Origin of the sequence: Paenibacillus lentus, assembly GCF_042714055.1 — a bacterium.
In the GTDB taxonomy this organism is placed as follows: domain Bacteria; phylum Bacillota; class Bacilli; order Paenibacillales; family Paenibacillaceae; genus Fontibacillus; species Fontibacillus lentus_A.
In genome coordinates, this window is sequence record NZ_JBHGVC010000001.1 from 444339 (window position 1) to 467509 (window position 23171).

The 23171-nt window shown below is 48.8% G+C and carries 21 protein-coding genes; all 21 read right to left on the bottom strand.

All coding sequences use genetic code 11. The features are described 5' to 3' along the window. Positions 1–20 precede the first annotated feature (20 nt). The 21 genes from ACE3MQ_RS01845 to ACE3MQ_RS01945 all read right to left on the bottom strand — a co-directional run bounded on the left by ACE3MQ_RS01845 (position 21) and on the right by ACE3MQ_RS01945 (position 23154). Positions 21–833, bottom strand: a complete 813-nt coding sequence (locus ACE3MQ_RS01845; protein ID WP_379390006.1) for an ABC transporter permease — start codon at positions 831–833, stop codon at positions 21–23. Positions 834–836: 3 nt separating this feature from the next. Then, positions 837–1646: an ABC transporter permease gene (locus ACE3MQ_RS01850; RefSeq protein WP_379390008.1), complete on the bottom strand. Its 810-nt coding sequence runs from the start codon at positions 1644–1646 to the stop codon at positions 837–839. Then, positions 1643–2626 (bottom strand): ABC transporter ATP-binding protein, encoded by a 984-nt coding sequence (locus ACE3MQ_RS01855; RefSeq protein WP_379390010.1) that lies wholly within the window; start codon positions 2624–2626, stop codon positions 1643–1645. The genes ACE3MQ_RS01850 and ACE3MQ_RS01855 overlap by 4 nt, the downstream gene beginning before the upstream one ends. Before the next feature lie 59 nt (positions 2627–2685). Further along, positions 2686–3861 (bottom strand): radical SAM protein, encoded by a 1176-nt coding sequence (locus ACE3MQ_RS01860; RefSeq protein ID WP_379390012.1) that lies wholly within the window; start codon positions 3859–3861, stop codon positions 2686–2688. Next, positions 3833–4939, bottom strand: coding sequence for a hypothetical protein (locus ACE3MQ_RS01865; RefSeq protein WP_379390014.1), 1107 nt, complete (start codon positions 4937–4939; stop codon positions 3833–3835). The genes ACE3MQ_RS01860 and ACE3MQ_RS01865 overlap by 29 nt, the downstream gene beginning before the upstream one ends. 22 nt (positions 4940–4961) lie before the next feature. Further along, positions 4962–6455 carry a hypothetical protein gene (locus ACE3MQ_RS01870; RefSeq protein ID WP_379390016.1) on the bottom strand — a complete coding sequence of 498 codons (1494 nt, stop codon included), beginning with the start codon at positions 6453–6455 and terminating at the stop codon, positions 4962–4964. Between the two features lie 7 nt (positions 6456–6462). Beyond that, on the bottom strand, positions 6463–6738 hold the full coding sequence (locus tag ACE3MQ_RS01875; protein WP_379390018.1) for an acyl carrier protein: 276 nt from the start codon (positions 6736–6738) through the stop codon (positions 6463–6465). A gap of 370 nt (positions 6739–7108) precedes the next feature. Beyond that, the gene (locus ACE3MQ_RS01880; protein ID WP_379390020.1) at positions 7109–9721 is read right to left on the bottom strand and encodes an FtsX-like permease family protein; all 2613 of its coding nucleotides are present in this window, start codon (positions 9719–9721) and stop codon (positions 7109–7111) included. Then, a complete protein-coding gene (locus tag ACE3MQ_RS01885; protein WP_379390022.1) occupies positions 9718–10401 on the bottom strand; it encodes an ABC transporter ATP-binding protein in 684 nt (227 codons plus the stop codon). Before ACE3MQ_RS01885 ends, ACE3MQ_RS01880 begins: the two co-directional genes overlap by 4 nt. Before the next feature lie 111 nt (positions 10402–10512). Continuing rightward, positions 10513–11514 carry a sensor histidine kinase gene (locus ACE3MQ_RS01890; RefSeq protein WP_379390701.1) on the bottom strand — a complete coding sequence of 334 codons (1002 nt, stop codon included), beginning with the start codon at positions 11512–11514 and terminating at the stop codon, positions 10513–10515. A 10-nt stretch (positions 11515–11524) separates the two neighbouring features. Further along, entirely contained in the window at positions 11525–12211 is a 687-nt protein-coding gene (locus ACE3MQ_RS01895) for a response regulator transcription factor (protein WP_379390024.1), read from the bottom strand. A gap of 162 nt (positions 12212–12373) precedes the next feature. Continuing rightward, positions 12374–12793: a VOC family protein gene (locus ACE3MQ_RS01900; protein ID WP_379390026.1), complete on the bottom strand. Its 420-nt coding sequence runs from the start codon at positions 12791–12793 to the stop codon at positions 12374–12376. A gap of 190 nt (positions 12794–12983) precedes the next feature. Further along, positions 12984–14000, bottom strand: a complete 1017-nt coding sequence (locus ACE3MQ_RS01905; RefSeq protein WP_379390028.1) for an LLM class flavin-dependent oxidoreductase — start codon at positions 13998–14000, stop codon at positions 12984–12986. A gap of 35 nt (positions 14001–14035) precedes the next feature. After that, positions 14036–14518 carry an RrF2 family transcriptional regulator gene (locus ACE3MQ_RS01910; protein WP_379390030.1) on the bottom strand — a complete coding sequence of 161 codons (483 nt, stop codon included), beginning with the start codon at positions 14516–14518 and terminating at the stop codon, positions 14036–14038. A 342-nt stretch (positions 14519–14860) separates the two neighbouring features. Then, the gene (locus ACE3MQ_RS01915; protein WP_379390032.1) at positions 14861–16918 is read right to left on the bottom strand and encodes an iron ABC transporter permease; all 2058 of its coding nucleotides are present in this window, start codon (positions 16916–16918) and stop codon (positions 14861–14863) included. Positions 16919–16926: 8 nt separating this feature from the next. Further along, positions 16927–17949, bottom strand: a complete 1023-nt coding sequence (locus ACE3MQ_RS01920; protein ID WP_379390034.1) for an ABC transporter substrate-binding protein — start codon at positions 17947–17949, stop codon at positions 16927–16929. Positions 17950–18555: 606 nt separating this feature from the next. Then, positions 18556–19659, bottom strand: coding sequence for a metallophosphoesterase (locus ACE3MQ_RS01925; RefSeq protein WP_379390036.1), 1104 nt, complete (start codon positions 19657–19659; stop codon positions 18556–18558). An 89-nt stretch (positions 19660–19748) separates the two neighbouring features. Continuing rightward, complete coding sequence (locus tag ACE3MQ_RS01930) at positions 19749–20132, bottom strand: hypothetical protein (protein ID WP_379390038.1); 384 nt, start codon at positions 20130–20132, stop codon at positions 19749–19751. After that, positions 20129–21544 (bottom strand): radical SAM protein, encoded by a 1416-nt coding sequence (locus ACE3MQ_RS01935; protein WP_379390041.1) that lies wholly within the window; start codon positions 21542–21544, stop codon positions 20129–20131. Before ACE3MQ_RS01935 ends, ACE3MQ_RS01930 begins: the two co-directional genes overlap by 4 nt. Further along, positions 21541–22320: a prolipoprotein diacylglyceryl transferase gene (locus ACE3MQ_RS01940; RefSeq protein WP_379390043.1), complete on the bottom strand. Its 780-nt coding sequence runs from the start codon at positions 22318–22320 to the stop codon at positions 21541–21543. Before ACE3MQ_RS01940 ends, ACE3MQ_RS01935 begins: the two co-directional genes overlap by 4 nt. A 171-nt stretch (positions 22321–22491) precedes the next feature. Beyond that, a complete protein-coding gene (locus tag ACE3MQ_RS01945) occupies positions 22492–23154 on the bottom strand; it encodes a LutC/YkgG family protein (RefSeq protein WP_379390703.1) in 663 nt (220 codons plus the stop codon). Between the last annotated feature and the right edge of the window lie 17 nt (positions 23155–23171).

The following is a 23171-nucleotide window of genomic DNA, read 5'->3' on the forward strand; positions in this document are numbered from 1 at the left end:
TTTATTGCAGAGAAGCCGTCTTAACTGCTCGCGCTGCTGTATCCCTTCACGGCCTGCTTCCAGATTAGCCGTACAACTGCGAAGAGCAGAAGCGAACCAGCCATCGCCAGTCCTGCATAGAGCCAGCTGAGCTGTCCAAGCAGGAACATTGGTCCGAAATTAGTAATAAGGAACAGAGGAATGACAAAGGTTCCAATCCGGCGAACCCAGGCTGGGTAAATAGCCATGGGAAAATTATTGGCGTCCCAGACGGAATGGGCAATCTCCGATACGGAGCCCGTCTGGACGAACCAGAATGAAAGCAGCGCCGGGATAATCATCAGGCAGTATGTGATGACAACGGAGACGAGCAGCAGCAGGATAAATCCCGCGAATTGCAAAAACGTCAGCGGAATATCCATGGCATGCCAGCCGATACCGATCATAACGAAACCAACGAGAATATCGGGGATCGGCAGCGCCAAATCGACGTAACGCAAGGACGCCATGAACTGGAGGGATACCGGCTTGGTCAGCATTAAATCAAGCGAGCCATCCTTGATATATTCCGGAATTTTCGTGAAATTTGTAAAAAATAGGCCGACATAAATTCCGGTCACCACGGTGTGCATGCCTATAAATAGAAGCAGCCCTTCGGGCGGTATGCCGTCCACGTGAAGATCGGTTCGGAACACGACCAGCACATATAGCAGTTTGGCAAGCAGGTAGACGGATTCGACAAGCAGGCTCATCATAAAATTGCCTCGAAACTCCATCTGGGCGATGAGACAATTTTTGATGAATATGCCGTACAGACGCATGTATTTCCTCGCGATTTTAAACATACGCAACATCCGCTACCCCCCAACCGCTGAATATTTCTTCATGGAAACGCGCCATGTCAGGCGGGACAGCCAGAAGAACAGCAGAATCCACCCGCATTGGATAAGCAGACCCTGGTACATAGCCGCCGCTTCCATTTTGCCGCTGAGGACATTGACCGGAAAATATATAGTATACGGGAACGGTGTATACTGAAGCGCCTTCACAACCGACTCCCCGAAAATCTCCAACGGAAACATGCCTCCGCTCAAAATATTGACGAGCAGACTTGTAATAACGAAAAAATACGAGATTTCATGCAGGTAAAAAGCACTTGCACAGATGCAATAGGCGATCAGGAAATTGAGCAAAAGCGCCCCCCACAGCGTGACGGCGAACAAGATCAGCCGTACGGCCTGGAGCTCAAGCACGCCCCCGGCAGATGCGAACCAGATAATTCCGACGAGCAGCAAAGCCGTAATTCCGTAATAGATCGCCTTCTGGCCGAAAAAGGATACCAGCCGGTACGCGAAGTAGCTGACCGGTTTGATCAAATACTTGTTAAGGCCGCCGTTTTTGATGTCGTCAGCAATCTGATGCTCGAACTGGGTTGCGATCAGCTTGGACACCAATCCCGCCAAGATCGTATACAATATAATTTGACCGTACGAATACGAGAACAGCGCCGTTTGGCCGGAGTGCCGATATACCGCCGTCCAGATGAAATACTGGACAAGAATCGGAAACGCAGCCCCGAGCAGACCAAGAAAGAAGTGTAAGCGGTACTCCATCGAATGCTGGACGCCCATCGAAAAAACAGCCCTATACAATCTGCGTCTGTTCATCCGACAGATTCCTTGCGGTATAGCATCGAAATGCTTTCCTCGATCGGCACGTCCTCAATCGTCCAGTCAACGATCGGAAACGAATCGAGCACCGCACGCGACACTTCCTTCAAACGATACTTGGGCAGCTCCAAAACAGCGTTGTAGTCGTCTGCGCTGACGATTTTTCCGAATTTGACCAACCGCTGCTCGGCAACGGGTTCGGAGAACTGCAGCCTTATCATTTTGTTCTCGCCAAAAAGATCGTTGATTTTGTGAAGCTCTCCGTCATACAGAAGACTTCCCTCGTTAATGATAATCGTCCGCTTGCACAGATCCTCCACATCCTTCATGTAGTGGCTTGTCAGCAGAATTGTCGCATTGTACTGCTCATTATAGTATTTCAAAAACTCCCTGACCTTCTTCTGGGAGGGAAAATCGAGGCCGATTGTCGGCTCGTCGAGATAAAGCAGCCGGGGCCGGTGGATCAGAGCGGCGATCAGCTCCATTTTCATCCTTTCACCCAGGGACAGCCGGCGTACCTGCACGTCCAGAAGCTCCTGCACATCGAGCATTTCTGAAAGTTCGGCAAGACTGCGGCGGTAGAGATCATCGTCCACGTCATAAATGCATTTGTTCAAATAAATAGACTCGCTGGCGGGAAGATCCCACCAAAGCTGATTTTTCTGACCCATCACAATGGAGAAAAGCCGTTTGAACTCGTTTTTTCGTTCCCATGGCACATAGCCGAGTACATGAGCCTCCCCGCTTGTGGGATACAGAATCCCCGATAATATTTTGAGTGTCGTGGTCTTCCCAGCCCCGTTGGGCCCAAGAAATCCGACGCACTCGCCGGGGCCGATGTCGAAGGAAACGGATTTAACCGCTTCCTTCACCAGTGCCTTGCGGGCAAACAAATTTTTCAGTGAATGTTTAAACCCGGCTTCTTTTCGATAATACACGAACGATTTGTGCAGCTCCCGCACACGGATACAGTCCATCCCCACTCCTCCTGAACGATTGCCTGTTTTGTCTGTTGGGCGGCATAACTTTTAAACGCTTAGATTCCATTGTTATAAAGAAGCACGCATTTCGAGCAAATCGGCATCAGACCGCAGGCCAGAACCTCGCGCTGTTTCCGGAGATCTTCGCCGTGGAAAATATCCGCAACGCTTTCTTCGTTCAAATTACCGACACTGAATTCCGGGAAAAATTTGCACGGATTCACTTTGCCGTCCGGCATTACATCCATCCGGTTTGAGATCGAGAAGCACTTCGTCCGGTTCATGGCCGGCTTCTCGCTGCCCCGGATAAATCCTTCCACCTCTTCGGGCTCCAGCGCAGGCTGATAGCGGATGCGTACATTCCACACGCGGGAATTAACTCTATTAAGCTCATCGATTAATGTGTCGAAATTGGCTGGCGAGATGTGGAACGTAAAGGAGTGCCAGCTGTTCTTGTGGCCGTCCGCAAAGCGGGAGGCAAGGTGCGGGAAATGGGCATCGAAGTAGGTGTCCATTTTCTCCGCTGTATCGGAAGGGATGTACCAAGGGAAGCAGAAGTAAACGGAATCTACGCCCATCTCTTCAAAGAATTCCATAAAGCTGTATAGCTGGCCGACCATCTGGTCATTTACCGTCAAAGCTACGGACACTTTTCCTTTGTACAAGCCTTGCTTTTGCAGATCAAGCAGCAGCTGTATGGCGTGGATCACTTTCTTGAACGTGCCTTTGCCCCGGATCGCGTCATTCTCCTTCTCAAAGCCTTCCAGGCTGACCAGCATGACCAGATTTTCCGACATTTTCAGAATAGAATCCAGCTTCTGTTCAATGAGAATCGCGTTCGTACAAATGGTCGTATACCGGTCTTCTCTGGCCAGAAGCTCCGCCAGTTCATCGAACTTGGAGTAGAACAACGGCTCCCCGCCCCATAGGAACACGCGCGATTTGCGTTCTCTCGTTTCGGCCAGAAGCTTCTCCACAACTGGAATCTCGATTTCGTCGTTCTTCACTTCTCTGGCAAAGCCGTGATGGAAGCCGTCCGGATTCCATTCGAAGCAGTGCTTGCAGCGCAAATTGCAGCCGTTATTGAGCTTGATCCCGATTTCGTAAGGCACGGGGGCCGCATAAGTCGGGTCTTCCCGGCGCTTCCTTCCCGTTTCTGCCAGCGGAACCAGGGTTCTTTTCATATTACGGAATGTCAGTTGGTCAAACGTAACTGCTGTTTTCGGCTGCATAAATAATCCTCCCAAAATGGTTAATTTTTGATCGATGCTCCAGCAAACGTCGGCAAATCCCCTCCAGATGATGCTCCGAAAACCCCTGGGCTTCCCATTCCGCAAACCGGATACCAAAACCGCAGGATTCCCAATAGGCTGCATTATGAAGCTCATGGTCGCCAAACGGCTCCAGCATGACAAAAGGAATTCCGAACGACAGCGAGTCGTTCAGCGTCGCTCCGCCCGGCTTGCTGATGACCGCTGCGCAATTTCGCATGAGGCTTGTGTAAGCGGAGTAATCCCCGAGCGGGAACTCCCGGAGCACGCCGTCTTCACGGATATAACGGATCATCGGCGGAAACGTGTGCCGCCCCTGCGTGTCACGGCGCCACGGATCCCAGGAGGCTTCCGTTCCAAAATAGCGCGTAAACCCATCGTCCTCCGCCACCTCGGAGGGATCGTAGACGATCACATCAAGGCCGTGGCCGAGCTTGCGAAGCTCTGAGATTGTCCCGGCATAAGTCCCGATCCCCCAGCCGCCGCCATGGATCAGAATGCGTCCGGCGCGCTGCGCGTAAGGCAGAGGCTCAGCCTCGTTTGAAGCAATGTAGCTGCCCGGAGACAGCTTCGAAGGCTCGTAGAACCAGACATTGTCGTAGCTGGGGTACAACTGCTTGTGTACCTTGAACGACGGCGTATCCCATGCATCCAACCGGATCAGCCGGATGTCCAGGCGGCCGCCGACAGCTGCCTTATAGCGCTCCAGGATCGGCAGCCAGAAGCCGGTAAACACAGCAAAGCGGGAAACACCGCTCCCTTTCCAGCGGTTCAGCAATCTCTCGACTGCCACTTCATCCAGTGAAGAGTCAACGGGCTTGGCCAGCTTATGCCCCATACGAGCAAAGGAGAAATCCGCATGGAAGGCTTGTTTGGTGAACCGGATCTTGTGCCGGACTTCTTCGTGATACAAGTTCTCCAGAACGTGAACCTCCGTTCCAACACCTTTGCTTTGCAGGTACGTGTACAGATGCATAGCCGGAATGTAGGCGCCGAGCGAATTCCCCGACGCCAGCAAGGTAACCGAAGATGAATTCATGCGCAGCCTCCGAGCTCCAGATTTAGTTGTACACTTTAACAGACAAGTCAGCGAGCACCTGCCGCAGGCTTTCGACCAATTCGCTGCGGTGTCTGTCGTCACGGCCCACCACGGATACATACAGCCGTCCCTTCGGCATGCCCCGTTTGGTCTGTGTTCCGTTAGCGATACGGCGACGGGTCAGAATTTCGTTCACCATGACGGTATTGGATGATAGAGGAACGATTCCGTATTCCCCCGGGGCTGTCATCAGAAGACCGGATTCGCCCAAAGCGTGCAGCAGCTTCCCGAAAGCGAAGCCTTCCGGAAGACCGAGGGACAAGAACGTGAGCCAGCCCATAAGGCCGTACGGTTCCCAGCATTTATCGAGATACGCATTAATCAGGCCCATGGACTTTCGGGCGTTAATCTCCACAATGGATACGACTTCACCGTCCTCCAGTATCATGGAGTCAAAGCAAACGAAGCCGTGGTAGCCGTCCTCCGCCAGAAGCCGGAGCGCTTTCTCCATCACGCTAAAATAGCCGGCGTTCTTCAGCAGGTGGATAAAAGCTTCATCCGCTTGGATAGACCCGCTGTAATTTTGCTGATGATTCATCATCCGCTGAACGGAAATGAACTCCTTCTCCCCATCCTCCCGGATGAGCCAGTGAGAACTGAAGTCGGTCTTTTTCGGTAGAAGGGGCTCCAGCAGAAATTGAGAGCGTAATCCACTATCCTCCTGTTTATGCAGATGTTCCGCTATTCTTCGCTGCATGGCTTCGCTGTCGATGAGCAGATTGCCCTTGCCCGACACACCGAAGGGATCTTTCAGCAGATACGGCCCCCGCTTCAGAAGCCTATTTCCGGCCGCCTCCATTTCCGCTGCGCTGTTCACTTCTGTGCCATAGCATTTCTCACCAATTTTTGCTAGGAGCCGGTTGGAGTAGATCTTTGAGTTAATACGCACGACCGTCTCAAGATCCGGCAAAGGACGAAACGGCCCGGCGGCATGGAGGTAAGCTTCCGTATCCGCCGTAATGGCGTACGGAGATATATTTTTTGCGGAGAAGGTGAACGCTGCTTCATTTGGCGATTTTGTTTCTCGTAAATCTCCGGCGATATTCATGGGAAAGACAGATTCCGGCAATACCGCACGCTCTGGATAACGGGAACCAGCCGCTTGCAGCACCCTGTTTGTCGGTTGAAGAAGCTGGGCTTGATCGGTCCCAAGCCTGAACATGCATCGCTTTAACACGTCCGGTTCGGGCAGCGGTTCCTTCTCATCGTTCAAATCAAAGTGATAACGGGTTCGAAAGCAAAAGCCCAGCCCGTTCAGATACTCATGCAGCGCCGGATCGATTTTGCAGCGGCTGTACAGAACATCGTCAGGCCCGCAAAATGGAAAAAGCAGCTCGTCCATACACAGAACAATCGATTCTCGATCCTTATCGGGCATAGAGGGCAACCGGGCCAGATCCGAATCTCTCCAACGCGTTTCGGGATCGAAGGTACCCATCACGATTTTCGGACTCAAGCCGGCTTCACCGTTTGACATCTTCGTACAACGGCTGCTCCTGAGACTGGCAGCTATTCAGAAAAGTGATAAATGCTTCGATCGACTGGAGATGTTCGTAATCAAAGTGGTCGTAGTCAATGGCCACGTTTAACTGCTCTTCGACTTTGAGCATAAACTGGATCATTTGCAGAGAATCTAGGCCTATATCGTTGTTCAGATCCGTTTCGGGGGACAGGGATTGGCGGAGTTCCGGTTGGTCTTCTTTGATAGTGCACAAAATGTCTATGATTTTCTCGTACATAACTACACTCCTTTAAGGGTTAATATGTGAGGTACTGGTTTTATGTTTTATTTCCCTCCTTTTTCCATAGATACAATTATTATCTTCCCATTGCTAAAAACTGTCAACGAAAATTACAGCATAATACTGTACTTAAAATAACTCCTGCCGAAAAACCTACCGGTAGATGAAACGGTTAGCACGGTAAATAGTAACTGCTTCAGCCCATGTGACTAGTGCTTTGAGCGAAGGTGTTTTATCAGCCGTAAGGATGGCTCGCATCAAACCGTCTAAGAATATAAATTTTTGTCCTCGGCATCGAAAAAAAGAGCCTCCCATCAGGTTTCATAACCTTTAGGAGACTCTCCACTTTGGATCACAGGCAAAATATTTAAATATTTTCCTGCTTCAATGCATCAATAATGTTTTCTTTTTTTACTTTGGAGCTGGAATACAGCATCGATGAACTGACCATCACGAATACTGCGGCGATGACATATAACATGCTTAACCATGGAAGCGTGAAGACATAGTTAAAGCTGTTCATTAACGACCGGTGGATGAGATACATCAACACAACACTAATTGGCAATCCATATAGCAGCGCCTTGATACCGTAAAATATACTCTCGTAGTTGATCATTTTGTTGAAGCCTTTAGGCGTCATGCCCACGGATTTTAACATCGCAAATTCCCGTTTGCGCAGCGAAATGCTTGTGGAAATCGTATTGAAAATATTCGCAATCGAAATAGCGGTAATCAACACGATGAAGCCATAAGCAAACACGGACATGAGCATAACCATTTGTTCTTCCTGCTGCCTGCTTTTATAGACATTGTAAACGTATATATTGCTTTCTTTCATTTCCTCGATTTGCTGCTGCGTAGCCATTGGGTCAGAGCTTTTTAAATAGAGATATGAAGTTGTATCCATATTCATCTCTTCATTCACCAAACGACTCATGACCGGCTCAGAGACAATCATAGTTAACCCGCCTACTCCTGGAGGATAACCCCCCGCAGGCAGCACATCGGTCAGGCCAGCAATTTCGATCTGTTCTACCCTCTTCTCTTCCCCGGTTTCACTATCGATGACACTGACTTCTATCGTTTGGCCTACTTTTGCGTTAATGGTTTTTGTTTCTACATATTTTCCTGCCTTCATATCCTCGTATTTTGCCGTGTCAACGACAATCGCTTTGAATAGCTTCGTATCTTCCAACTGTTCCATATTTACGCCAACGGTTCGGGCATAAGCAGCCAGGCTTTCCTGGTTGATGGCGTTGATCTCTACATAGTAAGGATATTTGCCATTTTCCAGTACGCTTGGATCACTCTTTACCAGCTCCTGCAATTCCTTTCCGATCATCGATTCTTCAATCCAGGAGTTGGCCGTAAAACGCGTAATAACGCTGTACTCCGTCACATTCTGCAAATTCCCGATCGAACGGATTAACCGTTCATTCTCTGTAGAGTTATGCGTTCCGAGCGTGATCTGAATATCGTAATTCAACCCTTCCTGCGACAGTACGAGAGATTTTTTTAAATTTTCGGTAAAAAAGGATACGGATAGAAACAAGACGATGCTGATCACTAGCGAAAATACCGTAGCTTGATTACGCCGTTTGTTTCTCTTAAGGTTTTTTAGGCCGATCTCAGCCTCCATGCCGAAAACCCTCCGAACGAGCTTGGACGTTTTCACGGCTTTGCCGGTCAGCTTCATATCGCTCGTCTGCCGAATGGCATCTATCGCCGAAATTTTAGAAGCCTTTCTCGCCGGGATATACGTTGAAATGAATATCGTTAGCATGGATACGCCGCAGGTGATCAGGATGGATAAAGGAGTAACGATTAACGTCAATTCTTCCGAGATCTCTAATGCGCCTTCGATCATCGAATTAATGAACCGAAACGTAATCGCTATTCCGGCAATTCCCGCCAGGATGCCGATAGGAATGCTGATCAGTCCAATGACGGCCCCCTCAAAGAACACGGAGTTTCTCTTTTGTTTTTTTGTTGCGCCTACGCTGGAGAGCATTCCTAAATGACGGGCCCGCTCCGAGACGGAAATGGCGAATGCATTGTAGATCAACGAAACCGAGCCGACAATAATAACGATCATGATAATGGCGGACAGCGAAAAAAGAGTGCTGCTAAGGCCAGCGTTATTAGTCACCCCGTAATAACGAAGCAGACTATTGTTATATTGAACAGAATCCTTCTCAAGTCCAATCTCCCCTGCCAGTCCCTCCGCGTGAGCATATAAATCGCTTGTAATCTGGTTTAAAATGACCGAAGCATGGACAGTATCCAGTTCGCCGTCCCCGATAAGATTTTCATCTACATATCCTAGAACCGTATAGCCTGGCGCCCAGGTCGGCTCCCATGAAGGACGCTCTATGATGCCGACGACAGTGTAGGTTGTCGCGGTTTTATTCTCCAGAATTTCATGTGTGCTATCCCCCGTAAATAAACGGTCAAGCTGAGATAGGATTCGGCGGTTTCCCTCTCCATCTGTCATCGTCCGTTCGCCGATGTCCAGGGTTAACGTGTCCCCGATTTTAAAGTCAACCTTTGCGTTGGCCGAAATATCTTCGGATAAGACGATTTCATCCCTAGCCTGTGGCAGCCGCCCCTTGTTCAGCTTGATCGGAAAATGTATAAATCCTTCGGTGTTATAATCCTTGATAAACAAATAGGGCTTATTTTCATTCCGACTCGCTTGAAGGGCCGCATAACCGCGATCTCTTGAAATGACCAGCGTCTTGGTTGAATCATCGGCTTTTATGGCTTCCAGCTGAGCCTTATTCACGTCTTTGTATAAGACATGCCATTCCCCGCTGTCTTCGATCGTCTGCCTCTTCATTAAATCCATAAAGGATACGGCAAGCGTAGCTACAGCGGTGACCATGGCCACGGAAATAATGACGCCGATGATGGTGACCAGCGTCCGCCGTTTGTTTTCCTTCAAATGCCGGAGGGTCAGCTTATTAACGATATTCATGGACGAACCACCTCATCGCTGGCAATTCTTCCATCCTCGATCGCGATAATCCGATCCGCCTGCAGCGCAATCCGCTCATCATGCGTAATGACAATGAGGGTCTGGTTAAAGGTTTTATTGAACATTTTCAATAAATCGACAATTTCTCGGCTGTTCTTGCTGTCCAGGTTTCCGGTCGGCTCATCCGCCAGCATGATGGCAGGATTGCTGATGAGCGCCCTCCCAATGGAGACACGCTGCTGTTGGCCGCCGGACAGCTGATTAGGCAAATGGTTCAACCGCTCCTGTAAATTCAAAATCTTAACGAGGTCGGAAAACTGCTTCTTATCCACCTTATGCTCATCGAGCAGCATCGGCAGCTTGATATTCTCCTCCACCGTAAGAACCGGGATGAGATTGTAGAACTGATAAATCAATCCGATCTGCCGCCGTCTAAAAATAGCCAACTGCGTCTCGTTCAGGCTATAAATATCCGTATTGTCCACGAATACCTTACCGCTAGTCGGACGATCCACGCCCCCAAGCATGTGCAGAATCGTTGATTTTCCCGACCCGGAAGGACCGATGATCGCTACGAACTGCCCTTTTTGCACAGAAAAAGAAACATCATCAAGCGCCTTAACTGCGGTTTCGCCTTTCCCATACGTTTTAGACAGATGCTCTATTTTTAAAATATCCATATTTAGACCTCCACTAGGTATTGAGATCAGTATATCTGTCTAATATGACTCTCACGTGACTCCTAAAGTGACAATCTAGTCACTTAAAGGAATGGCAGGCCCTGCTGTATGCTACACCACTTGCTTGTAGAACTTGATCCGAAACTGCGTTCCCTTTCCTGCCTCACTCTTCACCTCAATATCACCGTTTTGACTCGTAATGATGCTTTGCGCTAGGGCAAGGCCGATGCCGACGCTGTCCTCGCTCGCATTTTTTCCTTTGTAAAAGCGTTTGAAAATATACGGCAAGTCCTCCTTCGGAATGCCCTTCCCGTTATCGCCAATGATGATTTCCGTAAATAACGCGTTCTCTGTAAAAGAAATGGCGACCCTTCCGCCCTGCGGGGTATGCTCAACACAATTCTTTAGAATATTGAGGATGGCTTCGGCCGTCCAATTGAGATCACCCGTGAAACGAACCCTGTCATCGCCTTCAACCAAAACCGTTTGCTCCTTTATATCCATGGGAACGAGCACAGGCTCCAGCGCTTTTTGCACCAAATCCCTCACAAATATAGGTTCCTGCTTGAATTGGATCGTTCCCGCATCAATTTTCGAAAATTTCAATAAGGAGGTAACGAGCCACCCGATCCGCTCCAGCTGAGTACGGATATTGTTCGTGAATTCTTTTCTTTTCTCGGCGGGCAGCTCAGGCTCGCTCAATAAATCGGCCATTACGGTCATCGAGGTCAACGGAGTTCTGAGCTGATGAGATATGTCGGAAATCGCATTGGTAAGCTTGACTTTGTCCTGCTGCAAAAGGGAGCTTTGTTCGGAAAGCCTCAGCGTCACTTTATAAATGTCGTTCTTCAAGATGCTCAGCTCACCCTCCTGATTATCCCGAACGTCCAATGAGTAATCGCCGCTGCTGATTTGGCGCAAATAACCGGAAAGCTTCTCTATTTCGCGATATCTCCAGCTCGTAAACCAAAAGCAGCAGCCAATGAGGAGAACTGCTGTAATCAAGGTAATGATGGCCGCGTTTAACGCGAAGCTGGCAGCCAGAACGATCCCGACAAGGCTGATTGCACCCATCAGGAGCAATAAAATTTGAATTTCTCGATTGCGCAGAATACTAAGAATGCTAATCACCTACCTTATAGCCTAAGCCGCGCACCGTTTTGATAATCGTCGGCTCCTGAGGGTTGTCCTCTAATTTTTCACGCAGCCTTTTGATATAGACCGTTAACGTATTATCATTCACGAAATCCCCGGCCACATCCCAAATCCGCTCCAACAGCTGATTTCTGGAAAGAACCTGGCCGATATGGTTGGAAAAAATGAGCAGCAGCCGATATTCCAACGCGGTCAATTGAATTTCGCTTCCGTTCTTGTACACCTTTCCTTCCAGCGTATTCACGAGAATATGGCCAATCTGAATCGTTTGCTTCGCTGCCGGGTTATGCGCAGGGTATCTCCTTAACACCGATTTAATGCGGGACAGGAGCTCGCGTATTCGAAACGGCTTCGTAATATAATCATCGGCTCCCATATCAAGTCCCATGACCACATTCACTTCATCATCAATGGCCGTTAAGAAAATAACGGGAATGTCCCTGCGTGCCTTCGCCATTTTGCACAAATCATAGCCGCTCCCATCCGGCAGAGACAGATCGAATAGACAAAGCGAAATTTCGTCGAGCTCTTCTGTAATGATCTTCTTGGCGGAGGCCGCATCATGGCAAAGAGCCGTGTCGAATTGATCCTGCTGCAGCGAATATTCCAGCCCGGAGGCGATCGTTCTATCGTCTTCCACAAGCAAAATTTTCATGGGGTGATCATCCTAACTTGATTTTATGGGATAAAAAAGACTCAAACCCATCATACATGAGAAAGCAGGTTTGGTGCATCTCTACAAAAAACACCGCCAGTAGGCGGTGTTCGTCCAGGTACTCCCATTTTTAATATTATTAATTCATATCATTAAATATATTCATTCACCCTGCTCAATTGTTGCCGGATCCATATAAATAACCTCCCATAAATGGCCATCGGGATCCTGAAAGCTCCAACTGTACATAAATCCATGATCCACCGGATCATTAAACGGCTTGCCTCCGGCGGAAAGAGCCCGGTTAACGATCCCATCGACCTCTTCCCGGCTGCTCGCGGACAAAGCGATGATGACCTCCGCATTCTCCCCCGTATCCGGAATTTCCTTCTTCGTGAAGGACTTGAAATAAGCCTCTTCCAGCAGCATGGCAAAAATATGCTCGCTGATGACCAGGCAGGCTGCCTTCTCGTCCGTAAACTGGGCATTGAATTCAAATCCGACCTGTATAAAGAATTCCTTTGTCTTTGGCAAATCTTTAACCGGCAAATTCACAAAAATCTGATTACATTGAAGCGCCATTTGGATACCACCTTAACTTGGATTGGGTGAAATAGAAAGTATGGCCTGACTATGGTGTCAAGATAAAACAGAACCTTTGTTCGTGTTTAATGATATCATAATGAACTAAAGATGGGAATCCCAAAATGAGTAAAATTTTAATTATTTTTATTCACGTTAAAATAGTTTACATAATTATTGTTACGTAAACTTATTGTTTCATGCCGGTAATTTCTGCGACGAGTTCATAAGAGCGAACGCGAGCTTTATGATCATACATTGTCGTATTGATAATCAGCTCATCCGCCCCGGTATTCTCGACAAATGTCTGAAGCTGCTCCCTTACCTCGTCAGGGTTGCCGATGATCGATGCTTTGAGCTGCTTCATGACCAAAGCCTTCTCATACTCCGTCCAAATGTCCTCCATGCTCTCCACAGGCGGCGGGATTTGGCCGGGATGGTTGCGGATCAGGCTCAGAAACTGCTGCTGGAACGAAGTAGCCAAGTATTGGGCTTCCTCCGTCGTGTCCGCTGCGAACACATTGATGCCCGCCATGGCATACGGCTGATCCAGCACTGAAGGCTGGAACTGAGAGCGATATTGCGTTAACGCCGGTATCGTGTTCTCCGGTGCAAAATGACTAGCGAACGAGAACGGCAATCCCAATTTCGCCGCTAGTGCAGAACTGAAGCCGCTGGAGCCCAGCAGCCAGATCGGAATGTCCTGGCCTTCACCGGGAATAGCCCTTACGCGGTTATGCCGTGAATTCTCATCCAAATAGCTTCGCAGCTGCTGCAGCTGATCGGGAAAATCATGACCGTTCGCGCGCGGATCGCGCCGCAGCGCCAGCATGGTGCTCTGGTCGCTTCCCGGAGCGCGGCCCAATCCCAAGTCGATTCGGCCCGGGTACATGGCTTCCAGCGTACCGAATTGCTCGGCGATCACGAGCGGCGAATGGTTCGGCAGCATTATGCCCCCTGCCCCGACACGGATTGTTCTCGTTCCGCCGGCGATATACCCGATAACGACCGAGGTGGCCGAGCTGCCGATGCCCGGCATGTTGTGATGCTCCGCGAGCCAATAGCGCCGATAGCCCCATTGCTCAGCGTGCTGAGCCAAGTCGAGGCTTTTTTTAAAAGACTCCGCTGGCGAACCTCCTTTAGTAATCGGCACGAGATCCAGTACGGAATATGAAATTTCATTTAATTTCTTGTTATGATTGCTCATGTTATCCACTTCTTTCTCATATAATCGACCTTCCGCTACATCACCATTTTTTCCTTAACCCAGGCTTGTAAACATTCCAGCTTGCTCTTGAATCGCTCTTCCTGCATTTCCTCCGCCAAATAGGCGACGGTTTCCCGCTTCAGCACGGATTTCCAGGCCGTCTCCGCCTCCTGCATTAAATCCGTTAATAGGCAGCATTGATCCTCCGCTTGCAATTCAAGCATATCGTTCAAAATACCGCTGGAGGAATACAGCGTTTGTTGTCCTTCTATTGCGAGATACACGTCATAGATCCGAATATCCTCCAGCTTCTTCTTCAGCTTGAAGCCGCCCTTGACTCCGGGTACGGAAGTAATCAAATCAGCGCTGACCAATTTCCGCAATAATTTTTGAAAATAGGTCGGCGAGGCTCCCAACTGCTGACTAATGGCTTCCCCCGGCAGCACGGCCTTCTCAGGCAATAGGCTTAACAGGAAAATCGCATATACGGATTGTTCAACGCCCGTTTTCATGTGCATATGTGCTTCTCACGCCTTTAGATTCACTTATATGCAATAACGCGGACAATCATTATCGACGTTAATTGCACTTTAAATAATATACTTTATTTTTTATAGCAAGTAAACCTTGGTCGCCACATAAAAAGACCTGATATCCGGTCGTATCTTTCGGATCATCAGGTAGAGTGCCCCCTGTCAAGTAGACAGTGTAAAAAACAAAAATAGTCAGTTCTCTCAGTTCACTTTAATAGAACTGAGGTTTTCCTATACAAAAAATAAGCTGTCGAGGCAATCTCGACAGCTTTGCTAAATATCCTGTTTCTTCCACTAACTTTGCTTGGATTGTGCCATAGTATACCGCTACCCTTTTCGCTGCAGCGAGCGATACATCAAAAACAAGAAATACGGTGCCCCAATCAACATAATTATCAGACCGGATGGAATTTCCTTCGGAGCCATAATCGATCTTCCGATCGTATCGGCTAGAACAAGCAGTAACCCCCCAAGCAGTCCTGACAAAATAATCGATCGTCTTGTATGATGGCCAATCATCATCCGTACGACATGCGGCGCCATGAGACCGAGAAAACCAATCGTCCCCACGCTTGCAACGGCTGCCGATGCAAGTAAAACACCAAGAATCATCGCAGCTAGACGCGTTCCCCGTACCGGCAGACCAAAGCCGATGGAACTCTCATCGCCGAATGCCAGCAAATCGAACTTTCGCGCCAAATAATAAGCAATCGGCAAAAGAATCATTAAAAATATGAACAGGCTGTAAAACTGATTCCAGCCTCGTCCATAAGTAGAACCCGTCAACCAAATATAGGCACTTGTGTTCCAAAGGCTTGCCTTAATAATCATGACCTGGATTCCCGCAGAGCCGATGGCAGATACAGCGATTCCAAGCAGAATGAGCACGGATGGATTTAAGGATTTGCGCCATGCCAGAGAGAATACAAAGGCTGCAGCGACGATTCCACCCGCCATAGCTGCAAAAGGAAGGGCAACTATCGTCAGAGCTGGCCATGCCACAAGCACGATCATTGCACCAAGTCCAGCACCTGCGGTCACACCGACGATCGAGGCGTCAGCCAGCGGATTTCGAACAGCGCTTTGAATTAAAACACCGCTAACAGCAAGGGCAATGCCCCCTAAAGCCGCAACAAGCGTACGCGGAAGCCGTAAATTGAGCAGGACGGAGTACGATGAATCTCCACCGCCAGCAAGACTGCCCAATAATTCGCTAACCGGTATTCTCGTTCCACCAAAAGATAAGCTGATTACAATGGTGGCAAGGAGGATTAGGAGCATGTATATCGCGGTCGGAGCAAAGCGCATGCGTTTTGCAGCTCCTCCGATACTCATGGATGACTGTCCTCCGCCAGATCCAGATATATTTTTCACCTTGGTAAGCACCAGCCAGATGAGCCAAGGGCCGCCAATGATCGCCATTACGGCACCGATCGGCATCTCCCCCACATTACTCCTTACCATTCGCGCAAGCGTATCTGCCGCTGTAATAAGAATCGCTCCCCACAAAGCGCTTGCGGGTATAAGCAAGCGGTGCTTGCGGATACCGCTAAGCCGGACAAGATGTGGAGCGACCAGGCCGACAAATCCAATCGGGCCGACCACACTAACCACGATTGCAGCCATCAACACGGACATCCCAAGACCTGCTGCTCGTGTTAAATCTACTCGTTGTCCTAGTGAACGCGCGGTTGACTCATCCAGCTCCAGCGTATCGAATTGCCGGCCAGCAAACATTGCTGCGGCAAGAAGGATCAGAATAAAAGGCCAAGCAAACCGGACACCGTCCCAATTCAACTGGATCAAAGAGCCCGAGCCCCATAAGAATAAATTTTGCGTTTTGGTACTATTGAAAATATGAAGAGCCGATGTAAATGCGCCAAGCACCATGGACACGATCATGCCTGACAATGCCAACCTTACAGGCGTGGCTCCTCTTCCCCCGCTTAAAATATAAGCAGCAAGGGCAGCAAGCAGTCCTCCTGCGGCTGCAAGCAGAAATGGGAATTGCTGTTGTGCAGCAGGGAATGCAACCATGCCGAGAACCACCATAAAGTAAGCTCCCGCATTTATCCCTAGTGTATCTGAGGCTGCAAGTGGATTCCTCGTAATTGTTTGCAGCAAAGCCCCTGCCGCGGCAAGAGCAGCGCCAGCTAGAAGTCCGATGACCGTGCGCGGCATCCGAATATCCCAGAGCAAATTATGCTCCATCACATCACGCCGGTTCAGTAAACCGTCCATTACAGCGGATGCTGGAATTTTTGCCTCCCCGAAGCCAAGGCTAAGGATAGACAGAACGAAGAGGACGGCAATGCCGCCCCCAAATATTCCAGTTAACTGCCAGATCACTTTGGATTTGAATTGTTTGCTATGGATTCGCTTCATCATAACACTCATTTCGTTAACGTTGTTACAACTTCATCTACAATAACTTTGGAGGAAATAGGGCCGCCAAATACCCATGTTGCACTGTCCAAGGCATAGGTGCGATTCTCCTTAACAAAGGTAAGTCCATTCCAGACGGAATTATCCTTCAGCTCATTCGCAAATATATTATCATCTTCCTGAACGATGTAGATCAGATTTGTATCCTGAACTGCTGGCAACGCTTCAACCGTCGACGAGCTGAATCCGTAATGCTCGAATTTGTCAGGTGTCCAGTCATTTTTCATACCAATACGATCCAATGTTTGTACAGCAAGTGAGTTGTTTGTAAAAAGTCGCAACGTAGCTGCGTTTTGATAGCTGTAGGCTTGTGTCAGCACGTAATTAAAGCCATCCTTGCCTGCTGCAGCCAGCTTTTCTTTAGCCTCCGCATAATGTGCATCCAAGTCAGCGAGAACCTTGTCTGCTTCCGCTGTTTTGCCCACGGCTGCTGCAATCGTTTTAAATGTATCCTCCATGACCGTATATTGATTACCCTCACCCTCTTGCGGATACAAGTTGAAAATCAATGTCGGCGCAATGCCTTGCAATTGTTCATAAATCGCTTCATGGCTGTTCATATTTGCAATAATCAAATCCGGTTTCAACGCAGCGATCGTCTCCAAATTCGGTTCACCGCGCAATCCTACATCCGTCACGCTTTCATCTAACGGTGCTTCGGAAGTTACATAAACTTTATAGTTTTCGTTATCCGCATTCCCCACTGGCTGCATGCCTAGCGCAATAATATCTTCGGTGAATGTCCACTCCAACACGACAACCTTCTTTGCAGGCTTATCCAGTTTAAACTCGCCTTTAGCGTCTTTCACTACAATAGGCTCGCCCGCCGATTCACTGCTAGTATTTGAACCGGCTGCATTGCCGGTAGAGCTGCCATTCGTTGCCGGACTGCCTGTTTGATTGGCTCCACAGCCCGCCATTACCAGTATGACAAAAATAATCATTAAAACGTTCAATAACCTTCTGTGCATCATTATGTCCCCCTAGAATTTAGATAATAACTATAACCTCGAACTAACTGATAATGATTATCATTGTTAATCTGTTAGCTATTATATAGGCGAATTCCTGGTAAGTCAAAACTTAAATTGTCTATTCTATTGAAACCGTGTATAACAGCCTTTTTTCTTGACAACAAGATGGGCATCAGCACTACAATGTTTTTAATCCTTTGCTACCAGCGTCTAAATCCAACGTCTTTTGCCCTACTATATTTTATCCATTCACAAAAAAAACTTCGCCATCGGCGAAGCACACGTTTTAACGCCCGCTAGGGAGCTTAATTAGCGAAGTGCTGATAGCGGAGTTGCAATTCATGAACTTACTATGGATATTCTTATTGTTGTCGATGTTACTAGGGATGATATTGCAATAGTCCGGCTTTATGTCTATATAATTAACATGATTAACTTTATTCTCAACTATTTGCTCTCGTGTTGTTATTCACACTACCTCTACTCTTGCCCGCTGCAATTCTACACTAACACGAAATTAAATAATTACCTGGAGATAAAAAAAACTTGAACGGTATCTCACCCCATCCGCTGCCGAGAATCTCGGCAGCTTTGTTTGTTTGGTCATTCCAAAAAGATTACCTGTATTTGCACGATTTCAGAGCGGCTGCCAATGCGGATCGGCGGGCCCCAGAAGCCGAAGCCGGAGGTTACGATGGAATGCAGGCTTCCCTTCTGCAAATAACCCCAGTCGTTCTCGAACAACAGACCAGTAATGAGATGCGCAGGCGCAATCTGCCCCCGATGCGTGTGACCTGACAGCATTAAGTCGATTCCCTCCTGCTCGGCGATATCCAGATCATAAGGCTGGTGATCCAGCAGGATAAGCGGCTTTGAGGCATCTATCCCTGCAACAAGCTCGCTCAAAGGCGCACGCTCCCGATCAATCCGATCCTTGCGGCCAATGAGCGTGAAGCTATCGTCGATCGTAACGGCCTCATCGTACAGAATCGTCATGTTTCCCTGCTCAAGCACATCGATAAAATGATCCATCTGCCCGCGGTAGCGATCATGGTTGCCTAAAACAGCATATACGCCATATCTGGCCGAGATGCCGCTTAGAATATCATCGATCCCCTTCTCCTCATAAGGACGGAGATCGTCATCTACGATATCACCCGGAAATAGTACAATGTCCGGCTGAAGCGCATTAATTTGCTCTACCAGCCGCATCGCATGCTGCCTTCCTGATAATTGGCCAAAATGCATGTCTGCCGCCATCACGATGTTCAATTGCTGGGCCGCCGGATTAGGCTTGGGGATTTCCACGCGATATTCCCGGACAATCGGATTATAGGCGTTAAAAGTTCCGTAAGCGATAGCCGTCAGAAGCGTAGCCAGCACCACTAGCCCTGCACCTGCTTTGGCTGTGGAGCGCGAAAGCTTGGTCAGACGCAGCAGCCACAGGCAGACATGGACAATCGGCAGAACGAGCAGCAGCAAACAAAATACGGCCATCCAGTACGCACCGAGAATCTGGAACATCACCAGGCCCTCTCCTATTCTGCCTAAGAGAAAAGAAGTGGACAGCAGCACAATGAGTCCTATGTATACATACTTGAACCAAACCGGCGTTTTTCCTCCCATCCAGCTCCAGCAGCTGCGGCTAACATAGAATACTAGCAAGCTATAAAGAATGAGTGCAGTTATACCTATTAAGACGAACATACCAATCTCCCTTCATTTCTATGGATATTATAGCGTATAAGCCGAGAAATGAATAATAAAGGAGAGGCAGATTTATAACAGCAGGCAACCTAAAAGCCGAACATGATGACGCCGAAGCAAGCAGCGTTAAGAAGAAAAGTAACCGCTCCGCCGATCAGCAGCCCCTGCCCTATGCCGACTCGCTTTTTCGCAAAGGCAAACGCCACAGCCGGAGTTAAATAAATGATTTGGACGATGCCGATAAAAAAGTAGGATATCGGTACGAATATCAGCAGCAGATGAAGCAGCAGCAGGATTCCAATCCCCTTGAACACCTCCGTGGCATGGTCGCGGGGCGGTGGAGCCTGCTTCTTATCCTCCTCCTGTATTTCATATAAACCCGCCGGATTCTCGCGCGGCTCTGCCCTTTCTTTCGGCTCCTCACGATCAGCAGGAAGGTCATTGCGTTCCTGCTCTTTATGATCCTCGCTCATGCTTTAGCTCCTTCCAATTCGGCTTTGATCTCCTTTAACCGATCTTCCAGGTCACCCCGATAAAAAATATTATACGTATCAAAAGGAATGATTCTTCCATCCGGATGTGCAATATGCACGCAGGATTTCTTAACGGAACGAACGTCAAAATGATACGGATCGAGGAATTGCATTATAATGACGCGGAACACGTTGTCATAGCTAATGGTCTCCGGCACCTGCACGAACGGCAGGCAGCACAGGAGGCTCTTTAGAGACATCGCTGACGATTCCGGCGAATGATTGGTAGAGAACAGCTCGAATATATGCTGCTTGAGGCTTTGATCCTGCTCGAACACAATCGTGTTGCGGCCACCCTCAAGCAATATTTGCGGATCCATCATCCGCGTCAACGGCACGACTCCATCATTCAGCTTCAGCGCGTAGCCCATCGCCAGACTGTCCGGGTGGCAAGGAACCGGCAGCATATCCTCGGCTTCGAATACGCCGGACTGATCAATAATCGATTGTCTAACCTCGCTCAGCGTTAACCGATCCTTCGCAGGATCAAAATCCTCTGTCCGTCCAGCCGCTTGAATCGGCTGAAACGTTACGCCCCGAACCGCTCGTTGTTTGAGCCCGTATTGGATAATATCTCCGATTTCATGATCATTCAATCCTTTTTTCAGCGTGACGACGAGCGTCGTTGAAATATTGAATTCATTCAAATGCGCAATCGCCTTCTCGCGAATTTGCCGCAGGTCTGCGCCTCGCAGCTCCTGAAGCACCTCCTTTTCAAAGCTGTCAAACTGCAAATACAGCTCGAAGCCAGGCAAATATTCGGCCAGCCGTTTCACAAACTCCCGATCCTGCGCGATGCGAATGCCGTTCGTGTTGACCATTAAGTGCTTGATCGGTTTACTTTTGGCCAAATCAAGAATCTCAAAAAACTGCGGATGAATCGTCGGCTCGCCTCCGCTGATCTGCACAATGTCCGGCTCGCCTTCGTTCCGGACGACAGCGTCCAGCATTCGTTCAACTTCCTCCAAAGAACGCCATAGCTTTTTATCCGGGGAGGAGTCGGCATAGCAGATCGGGCATTTCAAATTGCATTGATCGATAATTTCGACGATGGACAGGCAGCTATGCTGCTCATGATCCGGACACAGGCCGCAATCATAGGGGCAGCCGTAGCGGATAGGCGTGTTCCAGTGCAGCGGCATTTCCGAGGGCTTGATGAACTCGCGGCAGCGCTTGTAGTACTCGACATCGGTAGAGATCAACACTTTTTCCCGTCCATGCTCGAAACAGTACTTCGACAGGTAGACGCAATCGTTTTCAATAATGACCTTGGCTTCTACTTTTTTCAGACACTTCGAGCAAATGCTGTTCGTTAACTCATAGAATAAATACGGTCGATTTTTCGTGGTCATGAGGCATGGCTCCCTTTTAGAAGATTCGCAGTGCGGTTAACCTGAATCATGCGATAAGCAAAATAAATCATGCCGAGCACGCAGGCAAGTTGAATATTATTGAGCCCGAAGTAAGGATGGGGCGTCGGCTTGATAAAATCGATCGCAAAGCGGAACGTTAAATATCCGAACATGAACCATATGTATATTAAGCCGTTAGGCAGCTCCTGCTTCCGGGAAGCGCTTGTCTTCTTCGCCGTGAACAAAGCGAGTGCCAGAAGGAGCAAAAACCCGATTTCATATAATTGCGCCGGATGTCTTAAAATGCCGTCTCCATAGTCAAAACCGGTAATCCAATTCGTCGGCGTTCCATGGGTATGATCATCCAGTCCGGTTAAAAAACAGCCCACCCGCCCAATCGCCATCGCGATTATCAAGGGGAACGCAAATTCGTCTCCGGTAGAGCGAGTGATGCCTACGAGTTTTTTTGTCAGCTCCACGCCGATCAGTCCGCCAAGCAAACCGCCGACGATTGTCTTCCCTGCGAGCAGCTCTCTCCAATGCTCGGGAATCGACAGCAGCCATTCCGGGGACTCCAGCCAATAGAGCAGCTTCGAGCCGAGGGATGCACCGATGGCCGCTCCGACGATCAGCCAGAACATGTTAATGACCGAGATATCGCTTTTTTTGCGCTTCCATACGTAAATGCGGAATCCTATAAAATAAGCTAGCGATTCAAATAAGAAATGAGGATGAATTCGCAAACCTCCGATATGTATATAAACTGGAAAATCCAATTTTCCACCTCCTGTCTTTTAAAAGATATTACCCATTTTTGCTCATGGATAATTTTAGGCGGCTGCTTTTATTATACACATCTTACCAAGCCAGGAGGAAAATGCACAGAGCAAAAACCGCTGGGTCAGCGGTCTTTGCTCTGTCAACGTTCTTCTATTCTATGATTTCAATTAACCGACAACCAAGGCATAAACAATTCCTGGGCCGTGCACGCCAATCGTCAGATCATTCTCAATATCCGAAGAACGGCTGGGTCCCGATATGAAATGAATGCCGGCCGGAAGCTGGCCGGGGCCAAGCTCGTCGAATTGAAGCAAAACCTCTCCCAGCCTCGTCTTCAGCCGATCCACGGGGACGATAATCATCAGAACCGTAGGCAGCAGACTCACCGAACGCCCTTTATGTGGAGAAGACATGACCACAACAGAACCCGTATAAGCGACAGCGTGATCGGCCATGACAATTCCAATGTCAGCTTCCGCCGAGCGCTCCTTCCAGTAGGCTGGCTCCGAATCGCCGGAATTCCATACAGCAATCTTCGCGTCAGGAAGCTTCGATTCCAGCTGGAGCTGCTCTAAATCAGGTTCGTTTTGTCTGACAAGATACTTCGCCTCAAGCTCACGAGCTTTATCCACGATAAAGACACTGACATCCTCCATCGAAGCCAGGTGGGCAACATGGCCGCCAACGCTAATGAAATTTTGCGTGAACCGTTCGATGCATTCCTGCTCATTCCACTTGTAGGACTTCCAGAAATCGGGTGCCCCTCGGAAGGGCTGCTTTGGCGCCTCCGTCATCCTCGGACGGTTTAACCGGGAGGCAATGCGGTTCATGAACTGCTCCTGCTTCG

Bases quoted from the DNA above. Each gene is read 5' to 3' on its own strand.
- ACE3MQ_RS01845 (WP_379390006.1), bottom strand. From the start codon at position 833: ATGTTGCGTATGTTTAAAATCGCGAGGAAATACATGCGTCTGTACGGC.
- ACE3MQ_RS01850 (WP_379390008.1), bottom strand. From the start codon at position 1,646: ATGAACAGACGCAGATTGTATAGGGCTGTTTTTTCGATGGGCGTCCAG.
- ACE3MQ_RS01855 (WP_379390010.1), bottom strand. From the start codon at position 2,626: ATGGACTGTATCCGTGTGCGGGAGCTGCACAAATCGTTCGTGTATTAT.
- ACE3MQ_RS01860 (WP_379390012.1), bottom strand. From the start codon at position 3,861: ATGCAGCCGAAAACAGCAGTTACGTTTGACCAACTGACATTCCGTAAT.
- ACE3MQ_RS01865 (WP_379390014.1), bottom strand. From the start codon at position 4,939: ATGAATTCATCTTCGGTTACCTTGCTGGCGTCGGGGAATTCGCTCGGC.
- ACE3MQ_RS01875 (WP_379390018.1), bottom strand. From the start codon at position 6,738: ATGTACGAGAAAATCATAGACATTTTGTGCACTATCAAAGAAGACCAA.
- ACE3MQ_RS01880 (WP_379390020.1), bottom strand. From the start codon at position 9,721: ATGAATATCGTTAATAAGCTGACCCTCCGGCATTTGAAGGAAAACAAA.
- ACE3MQ_RS01885 (WP_379390022.1), bottom strand. From the start codon at position 10,401: ATGGATATTTTAAAAATAGAGCATCTGTCTAAAACGTATGGGAAAGGC.
- ACE3MQ_RS01895 (WP_379390024.1), bottom strand. From the start codon at position 12,211: ATGAAAATTTTGCTTGTGGAAGACGATAGAACGATCGCCTCCGGGCTG.
- ACE3MQ_RS01900 (WP_379390026.1), bottom strand. From the start codon at position 12,793: ATGGCGCTTCAATGTAATCAGATTTTTGTGAATTTGCCGGTTAAAGAT.
- ACE3MQ_RS01905 (WP_379390028.1), bottom strand. From the start codon at position 14,000: ATGAGCAATCATAACAAGAAATTAAATGAAATTTCATATTCCGTACTG.
- ACE3MQ_RS01910 (WP_379390030.1), bottom strand. From the start codon at position 14,518: ATGCACATGAAAACGGGCGTTGAACAATCCGTATATGCGATTTTCCTG.
- ACE3MQ_RS01915 (WP_379390032.1), bottom strand. From the start codon at position 16,918: ATGAAGCGAATCCATAGCAAACAATTCAAATCCAAAGTGATCTGGCAG.
- ACE3MQ_RS01920 (WP_379390034.1), bottom strand. From the start codon at position 17,949: ATGCACAGAAGGTTATTGAACGTTTTAATGATTATTTTTGTCATACTG.
- ACE3MQ_RS01925 (WP_379390036.1), bottom strand. From the start codon at position 19,659: ATGTTCGTCTTAATAGGTATAACTGCACTCATTCTTTATAGCTTGCTA.
- ACE3MQ_RS01930 (WP_379390038.1), bottom strand. From the start codon at position 20,132: ATGAGCGAGGATCATAAAGAGCAGGAACGCAATGACCTTCCTGCTGAT.
- ACE3MQ_RS01935 (WP_379390041.1), bottom strand. From the start codon at position 21,544: ATGACCACGAAAAATCGACCGTATTTATTCTATGAGTTAACGAACAGC.
- ACE3MQ_RS01945 (WP_379390703.1), bottom strand. From the start codon at position 23,154: ATGAACCGCATTGCCTCCCGGTTAAACCGTCCGAGGATGACGGAGGCG.